Raw genomic sequence first — 8,167 nt, 5'->3', positions numbered from 1 at the left:
GCTCGGGGGCGTCGCGGGGGCGATCGGGCCGTTCGTGGGCGGGTGGCTCGTACAGGCGGCGACGTGGCGGCTGGTCTTCCTGATCAACGTGCCGGTGGCGGTGGCGGTCATCGCCGTGGCGGTCCGGGGCGTGCCCGAGTCGCGGAATCCGGATGCGGCACGGAGCCTTGACGCGATCGGCGTGCTGACGGCTGCGGCGGGGCTCGCGGGCCTGACGTACGGCTTCACGGCGTGGCCTGATCGCGGCGGCTCGAGTCCGGCCGTGATCGGTGCGCTGGCCGTCGGCGTGGCCGGAATCCTCGGCTTCATCCTGGTCGAGAAGCACGCGCGCGAGCCGATGCTGCCGCTCTCGATCTTCCGGTCACGCGCGTTCAGCGCGGCGAACCTGGTGACGTTCGCGGTGTACGCGGCGCTCAGCGGCGTGCTCTTCCTCGTCGTGCTGAACCTGCAGGTGGTCGTGCACTTCACGGCGCTGGCCGCCGGGATCTCGATGCTGCCGGTCACGGTGCTGATGCTGCTGCTCTCCGCGCGTGCCGGAGCGCTCTCGCAGCGCATCGGGCCGCGGATTCCGATGACGCTGGGGCCGATCGTGTGCGCATGCGCGATGCTGCTCTTCTCGCGGATCGGGGCGGGCTCGACGTACGTGCGCGATGTCCTGCCGCCGGTCGTGGTCCTCGGCCTCGGGCTGTCGCTGACCGTCGCGCCGCTGACCGCGACCGCGCTCGGATCGGTGGACGAGCGTCACGCTGGCATCGCGAGCGGCGTGAACAATGCGGTCGCGCGTGCTGCCGGGCTACTGGCGGTCGCGATTCTCCCGTTGGCCGCGGGCCTTGGCGGCGGGAGTCTGACGAGTTCGGCGGACCTCGGGCCGATGTATCACCGGGCCATGCTGATCTGCGGCGGTCTGCTGCTCGTCGGCGCGGGCATCGCCTTCGCCGCCATCCCGTCGAAGCTCCGCGAGCCGAGTGCGGGCGCCGAGGCAGCGGCGGAACCGTCCGTGGAGGCCGTCCAGCCCGTGGCGCTGGTCGAGCAGATCGAGCCGGTCCGCGTGCACTGCGCGATCGCGGGCACGCCGCTACAGCCGCACGCGCCGAACCCGCACACGTCGAGCCCGCACGCGCCACGATCCGAGGAATCTCATCGATAGAACCCCCGCAGTACGTCGACCAGGACCCCGACGGCTTGCAGATAACCGGCTTCCGTGGGTGCGCCATAGCCGACGACGAGGCCCTTGGCGCGGTCCGGGCGGCCGGAACCATGCCAGTGCTCTGCCAGGCCGCCCAGGGCCAGCCCGCGCCGCGTAGCCGCGCCGATGACTTCTGATTCGTCGGGGCCGTCGGCCGGCAGGCTGACGAGGATGTGCTGGCCCGCGCTGATTCCGGCCGCCGAGAGGGCGGGGAACGCGGCGACGGCGTCGACGAGCAGGTCGCGGCGGCGACGGTGGCGGTTCCGGCCGGCGCGGATCTGGCGGTCGTAGCCGTGTGTGGAGATCAGGTCGGCGAGAGCGAGCTGGCCGGGGCTTTCCGTCTCCAGGGTGCTGAGCCGCAGTTCGGCGAGGACCGGGTCGACGAGCTGCGGCGGCAGCACCATCCAGCCGAGCCTCAGGGCCGGAGCCAGCGCCTTCGCGCAGGTCCCGGCGTAGACGACGTGGTCCGGCGCCATGGCCTGGAGCGCGCCGACCGGTTGGCGGTCATAGCGGAACTCGCCGTCGTAGTCGTCCTCTATCACGATCGCGTCCGCCGACCTCGCCCAATCGATCAATGCCCTGCGACGCTTCGGGTGCAGCGTCACACCGGTCGGGTATTGGTGGGCGGGAGTCGTCACGAGCAGGCGCACGTCGGCGGGCAACGTACTGGGGTCGGCGCCGAGGCTGTCGACAGGTAACGGCCAGGGCTCGCCGCCCGCGTGCACGACGAGTTCGCGGTGGTACGGCAGCCCGGGATCCTCCATCGCGACGCGGCGGGACGTCGGCGCGAGTACCCGCGTCAGCAGCGAGAGCGACTGCGTGTAGCCGCTCGTGATGACGATCCGCTCCGGGGTCGCGGCCACGCCTCGCGCGCGGCCGAGGTAGTCGGCGAGCGCGGCACGCAGTTCCGGCCGGCCCCGCAGGTCGTCCGCGTATCCGAACGCCGACGACGGTGCCGTGGTCAGCGCCCTCCGCATCGAGCGCAGCCACACCTGCACCGGGAACGCGTTCATGTCGCCGGTGCCGGGCCGCAGATCGTAGCGCGGCTTGGCGGCCGGGCGACGGATGTGGTGGCCCGCAGCGTGCGGCACGTGCGCGACCGTGGTCCCCGACCCGTGCCGCGCGTGCAGGTAGCCCTCCGCCACGAGCTGGTCGTACGCGGCGCTCACCGTGCCGCGCGACAGGCCCAGCTCCGTGGCCAGCACACGCGTCGCGGGAAGCCGCTCACCTGCGGCAAGCCGTCCGCCCTGGATCGCCTCCCGCAGCGCCCGCTCCAGTCCGTCCCGCCGCCGCTCGCCCGGCAGCAGCTCCAGGAACAGGTCGAGCCCGGAAGAAGTGGCCCAATCTCTCGCCATGGAATTGGACCTTAGCACCGGTCCACTTCCACCCTAGGGTCAGAGTCATGACAACGAACACGAACACGAACACCGCCGCCTACGTCGCCGCCCCCGCCGTCCGCATCGCAGCCGACAAGCTCGCCCCCGCCGCCATGCGCGCCATGTCCGCGCTGGACAAGGCCACCGCCTCCAGCGGCCTGGAAGCCGGCCTCAAGGAACTGGTGCGCGCCCGCGCTTCGCAGATCAACGGCTGCGCCTATTGCGTCGAGACGCACACTAACGACGCCCTTGCCGGCGGCGAGGGCCGGCGCCGGCTGTTCCTGCTCCCCGTCTGGCAGGAGACCGGCCTGTTCACCGCTCGCGAGCGCGCCGCCCTCGCCCTGACCGAAGCCGTCACCCGCCTCTCCGACGGCCCCGTCGCCGACGGCGTCTGGGCCGCGGCCGCCGCCGAGTTCGACGACACCGAGCTCGCCGACCTCGTCTGGCTGATCACCACGATCAATGCCTGGAATCGGGTCAACGTCGCGGCGCACGTCTGGCCGGTGGACTGACAGCCGGCCGGAAGCGGAATGCCGACGTCTTCGGCTACTTCAGCCAGGCGCGCTCTGCGCCCTCGACCGGCAGGCCGAACTTCTCGAAGTCGGCGTCCAGGAACGCCGTGACGGCGCTGATCTTGTCGCCGCGCAGGGTGAGGACGTCGATGCAGTGCGGGAGGAAGGCCTGCCGGCCGGGGTCGTACATGTAGCAGGCGACCGCGAGGTGGCCGTTGGCGCGGGCGGGCAGGTGCCGCCACTGCCGGGTCAGCGGGTAGCGGCTCAGGAAGGAGGCGATCGCCTCGTGGCCTCGGAAGTAGGTCGGGACCGGCGGCATCGACCAGGTGGCGTCAGCAGTCAGCATGCTGATGATGGCGTCGACGTCGCCGCGTTCCATGGCGTCGACGTAGCGGTGGGCCAGTGCGCGGGTGCGCTGCTCGCCGAGGGCGCTCAGCGTCTCCCGCTGCGTGGCTTCGTCGGGGCGGTGGGCGCGGACGGAGGCTCTGGCGCGCTGGAGGGCGCTGTTGACGGAGGCGGCCGACGTGTTGAGCTGGTCGGCGATCTCGGCCGTCGTGAAGCCGATGACCTCGCGCAGCAGGAGTACGGCGCGTTGCAGGGGCGGGAGGCTCTGCAACGCGATGACAAAGGCCAGTTCGACGCTCTCGCGTTGTTCGAACCTTGCGTCAGGAGATGTGAGCCACTGGTCGGGGTACGGCTCCAGCCACGGTATGTCGGCGGACGGCGGCTCCAGCTCCGCACCCGCGTCTGCTGCCGGACCGAAGCCCGCGGGCAGTTCACGGCGTGACCGGTGGGTGGCGATGTCGAGCGCGGTGTTGGTCGCGATGGAGTACAGCCACGCGCGCACGGTGCCGCGCTCCCGGTAACCCGACAGGCCCTTCCACGCGCGGAACACCGCGTCCTGCAACGCGTCGTCGGCGTCGTGGATCGAGCCGAGCATGCGGTAGCAGTGCGCGCGCAGCTCTGACTGGTACCCGGCGATCAGCTCGTCGAAGGCGCGGGAATCACCGGTCTGTGCGCGGTGCAGCAGCGCGGAGGTGTCCAGAGCGTCCCCTGTGCGCTCGGCGTCCTGCGCGCCCTCCGGGTCGGGCCTGTCGGAAGTCACCTAGCTATCCTGACGGCCGAGCGCGGTCATATCCAGGAACGCGTAACGCAGCTCGGTGAGGTCCATGCCGCGCGCGTAGGCCGAGTAGGTGTGGAAGATCTCGCCGTTCTCGCGCAGGAAGCAGCTGGCTCCAGGCACCTCGGTGCTGACCTCGTCCTCCCCGAGGATCCCGGGCTCTGGCCGGTAGTTGTACTCCAGCTGCGGGATCGAGGAGTCGACCGTCACTCGGAAGTCGTAGTTGAAATCGCTGCCGTACGACGAGTACCAGGGCAGCGCCCAGCCGCGGCCCTCGCTGTACGCCCGCACCTTCGCGATCGGCGCGCGGCAGACCATTGCGAACTCGGTGTCAGCCTCGCGCATCCGGTCCAGCAGGGTCGGGGTGAACTCGCTGGTCGCGGCGGTGCAGCGGGGGCAGGCCGAGTCCCAGTCCGGGCCGAACATGATGTGCTGCACGACGAGCTGCCGGCTGTCGCGGAACAGCTCGGCGAGCGTGACCTTGCCGTCCGGGCCCTCGAACACGTACTCCTTCTCGACGCGGACCATCGGCAGTTCGCGGCGCTTGGCGTTGAGCGCGTCGCGCCGGCGGGTGAGCATCTTCTCCTCGGCGAGCAGGGCGATCCTGGCCTCGAGCCACTGCTCGCGGGACACGACCTGGGGTAGCGACATCTTCTCGATCTCCTTCGGTGAGCCGGTGCTTCTGCGGATGCTTCGGTGCATGCTTCGGCCGGTTCGACACGGTTCGGTGCGCCGAAAGCCCTCCGAGGATGAGACCGGCGCCGGGCGCCGGAATCATCGGTCCCCGGGCGAATTTCTCGCGCGGTATCCCGCCGGGAGCGCGTACCACCGCCCCGTCGGCGGCACTTGGTGAACGGCCGCCCTCGGCCGACCCCCGGGGATAGGATCGCCGCATGGCCGAGGCCTCGCCGAACGGGGATGCCCGCGCGGTGGTGCTCGTCGAAGGGGTGAGCGACCGGGCGGCGCTGGCCGTGCTGGCCGAGCGGCGCGGGATGGATCTCGCGGGCGCCGGAATCGAGATCGTGTCGATGGACGGCATCACCAACATCGGGCACTACCTCGACGTCTACTGCGCTCCCGCGCGCGAGACGCACGTCACCGGGCTCTACGACGACGGCGAGGAGCGCTTCGTGCGCCGCGGGCTGGGCCGGGTCGGCCGGCTGGAACCCGGCGGCGATCTGGAGCCGCTGGGCTTCTACGCCTGCTCGCCGGACCTCGAGGACGAGCTGATCCGCGCGCTCGGGCCCGGCGCGGTCGAGGAGATCGTCGAGGCCTGCGGCGAGCTGCGCTCGTTCCGCACGCTGCAGCGGCAGCCCGCGCAGCGGGCCCGGAGCCTGCACGATCAGCTGCGGCGGCTGATGGGCGGCCGCTCGGGCGGCAAGGAGCGGTACGCCGCCGCGATGGCCGCCGCCGTGCCGCTCGACCAGGTGCCCCGGCCGCTCGACGCCGTGCTCGCCCACGTCTGCGCGGCACTCTGACGCTGCTCGCCGGGCCGCGACCATTGCAGTTCGCCGACAGCCTGTTGATACGATTCAATCACGCCGTGTTATTCTGACTCGCTAATCTGCAGACGTCTGTCATGGATTGGGACGGACCTGGTCGAAGGACTTGGGCATCGTGGGCAGTGTGTGGGCACCCCTTCCGGCCGGACTCAATCCGGCTGCCCGGAGACTGGTCGGTGAGCTGCGCGCGCTCAAGACCGACCACAACCTCTCGCTCGCACAGCTCAGCGCCTCGACCCACTACAGCCGCGCGTCCTGGGAGCGCTGGCTCAACGGCAAGCGGCTGATCACCCGGCACGCCCTCACGGCCGTGGCCACCCGGTTCGGCGCCGACCTGGTGCTGCTGATCACGCTGCTCGGCGAGGCCTCCCTGGACGAGGAGGCGGACCGCGAGGCCGCCCCCGAGGTACTCGCCGCGTCGGCGGACGCTTCCGCGCAGGACGACGTGCCGGTCGTGATCGCTCAGCTGCCCGCCAGCGTGTCGGACTTCACCGGCCGATGCGCGCAGGTCGAGGACCTGTCCGCCGCGCTGCTGCCGGGCACGGGCGATCCCGGGCAGGTCTCGATCGCGGCGGTCACCGGAGGCGGCGGCCTCGGCAAGACGACGCTCGCCGTGCACGTGGCGCACCGCATCGCGGAGCGCTTCCCGGACGGGCAGCTCTACGTGGACCTCAACGGGGCGTTCGAGAACGCGCTGACGCCGGAGACCGTGCTCGGCCAGTGGCTGCACGTGCTCGGCGTGGCGCCGTCCGAGCTGCCCTCGGGGCTGGAAGAGCGCGCCGCCCTGTATCGCAGCCTGCTGAGCACGCGGCGGGTGCTCGTCGTCCTGGACAACGCGCGTGACGCCCAGCAGATCCTGCCGCTGCTGCCCGCGACGAACGAGTGCGCGGTGCTGATCACCAGCCGCAGCCGGCTCGCCGAACTGCCGGGCGCCTACAAGCTGAGCCTGACGTCGTTGCCGGACGACGAGGCGACGATCCTGCTGGCCCAGCTCGTCGGCGCCGCCCGGCTGGCCGCGGAACCCGAGGCGACGGCCGAGCTGCTGCGCGCGTGCGACGGCATGCCGCTGGCGCTGCGCATCGCGGGCGCGAGGCTCGGCGCGCGGGCGAACTGGGCCGTCTCCACGCTCGCGCGGCGGCTGTCCGATCGACGCCGCCGGCTGGACGAACTCGCGATCGGCGACATGGCCGCGCGGGCCAGCTTCGACGTCAGCTATGCCGCCCTGGCCAAAGCGGGCTTCGACGGCGCGCTCTCCCTGGAGCGCGCCTTCCGCCTGCTGGGCCTGGCCTGCGGCCCGGACATCTCGCTGCCCGCGGCCGCCGCGTTGCTCGACCTCTGCGAGGCGCGAGCGGAACTCGTCCTCGAAGCCCTCGTCGACACGCACCTGCTCGAATCGCCCGAGCCGGACCGGTACCGGATGCACGACCTGATCAGGCTCTACGCGGCGGAGCGGGCGATGGCCGAGGAGAGCGAGCAGGCGCGCGCGCTCGCCGTCAGCAGACTGATCGGCTGGTACCTCGTCACCGCCGCCAACACGCACGCGATGCTCTCGCCGCAGTCGCGGCCCATCCCCCTGGGCGACCTCGCCCCCGAGCCGCCGGCGCCCGTGTTCGCGAGTTACCAGGAGGCGCTGGACTGGTGCGAGCGCGAGCGCGCGAGCCTCGTCGCGGGCGTCATCCAGGCTGCGGAAGCCGGCCTCGGCGAGTACGCCTGGAAGCTGGCCGCGGCGATGCTGGGCTTCTTCAACGCGCGCCGGTACCTGGCCGACTGGACCTCCACGCACCTCGCCGCGCTCGCCGCCGCGCAGTCCATCGGCGACCTCGTGGGCGAGGCGTGGATGTGGAACAACCTCGGCTTCGTCTACTTCTACTGGGAGGAGACGGAGCACAAGGCGCTGGAGAGCTTCGAGCGCTCGCACGAGCTGCGGGTGCGTCTCGGCGACCGGCTCGGCGAGGCCATCGCTCTCAACAACATCAGCGGCGCGCAGTACCGCCTCGGCGACCACGCGGAGGCGATCAGCACACTCGACAAGGCGATGCGGATCCGCGAGGAGCTCGGCGACATGATGGGCGTCGGCATGGCCTGCCTGAACATCGGCACGGTCTACTCGGACAACGGCCAGAACGCGCAGGCCGAGCTGTACCTGCTGCGCGCACTGGAGATCGTCGACGAGCTCGGAGCCGAGCAGCTGAAGCTCAAGACGCTCAATACGCTCGGCGCCGTCTACGAGGCGATCGGCGAGACCGCCGTCGCCAAGAAGTACCTGTACGCCGCGCTGGAGCTCGGCAGCGAGCTGCGCGAGGTGGACGGCGAGGCGACCGCGCTGCAGAAGCTCGCCAAACTGCACGCGGCGGACGGCGACCGCAGCACGGCGATCGAGTTCTGGCAGCGTGCGCTCGGCCTCTACGAGCGCTTCAACGACTCCGAGGCAGAGATCGTGCGCGCCGAACTGGCCGCCGCGAGCCGATAGC

The 8,167-nt window shown here is 71.4% G+C and carries 7 protein-coding genes; 4 read left to right on the top strand and 3 right to left on the bottom strand.

The genetic code is table 11. The annotated features are described in order from the left end of the window. A partial coding sequence (locus tag KDK95_RS03970; RefSeq protein WP_212516597.1) for an MFS transporter occupies window positions 1-1,147 on the top strand: 1,147 nt, incomplete at its 5' end. On the opposite strand, the gene pdxR is transcribed toward KDK95_RS03970, so the two are convergent. After that, on the bottom strand, window positions 1,138-2,541 hold the full coding sequence (gene pdxR, locus KDK95_RS03965; protein WP_212516596.1) for a MocR-like pyridoxine biosynthesis transcription factor PdxR: 1,404 nt from the start codon (window positions 2,539-2,541) through the stop codon (window positions 1,138-1,140). The genes KDK95_RS03970 and pdxR overlap by 10 nt on opposite strands. Before the next feature lie 47 nt (window positions 2,542-2,588). Between pdxR and KDK95_RS36700 the strand changes: the two genes are divergently transcribed. Beyond that, window positions 2,589-3,074 (top strand): carboxymuconolactone decarboxylase family protein, encoded by a 486-nt coding sequence (locus tag KDK95_RS36700; RefSeq protein ID WP_212516595.1) that lies wholly within the window; start codon window positions 2,589-2,591, stop codon window positions 3,072-3,074. Between the two features lie 34 nt (window positions 3,075-3,108). On the opposite strand, the gene KDK95_RS03955 is transcribed toward KDK95_RS36700, so the two are convergent. Further along, window positions 3,109-4,179 carry a sigma-70 family RNA polymerase sigma factor gene (locus KDK95_RS03955; RefSeq protein ID WP_212516594.1) on the bottom strand — a complete coding sequence of 357 codons (1,071 nt, stop codon included), beginning with the start codon at window positions 4,177-4,179 and terminating at the stop codon, window positions 3,109-3,111. Next, on the bottom strand, window positions 4,180-4,845 hold the full coding sequence (locus tag KDK95_RS03950; RefSeq protein ID WP_212516593.1) for a DUF899 domain-containing protein: 666 nt from the start codon (window positions 4,843-4,845) through the stop codon (window positions 4,180-4,182). It lies immediately after the preceding gene. 242 nt (window positions 4,846-5,087) lie between these two features. On the opposite strand from KDK95_RS03950, the gene KDK95_RS03945 reads away from it, so the two are divergent. Then, window positions 5,088-5,672 (top strand): TOPRIM nucleotidyl transferase/hydrolase domain-containing protein, encoded by a 585-nt coding sequence (locus tag KDK95_RS03945; RefSeq protein ID WP_212516592.1) that lies wholly within the window; start codon window positions 5,088-5,090, stop codon window positions 5,670-5,672. 139 nt (window positions 5,673-5,811) lie between these two features. Next, window positions 5,812-8,166: a helix-turn-helix domain-containing protein gene (locus KDK95_RS03940; protein ID WP_212516591.1), complete on the top strand. Its 2,355-nt coding sequence runs from the start codon at window positions 5,812-5,814 to the stop codon at window positions 8,164-8,166. Window position 8,167 lies beyond the last annotated feature (1 nt).

The organism is Actinospica acidithermotolerans (genome assembly GCF_018139625.1).
GTDB classification, from domain to species: Bacteria; Actinomycetota; Actinomycetes; order Streptomycetales; family Catenulisporaceae; genus Actinospica; species Actinospica acidithermotolerans.
The sequence above is the reverse complement of the archived record's forward strand: the minus strand, read 5'-3'. Positions and strand labels throughout refer to the sequence as shown.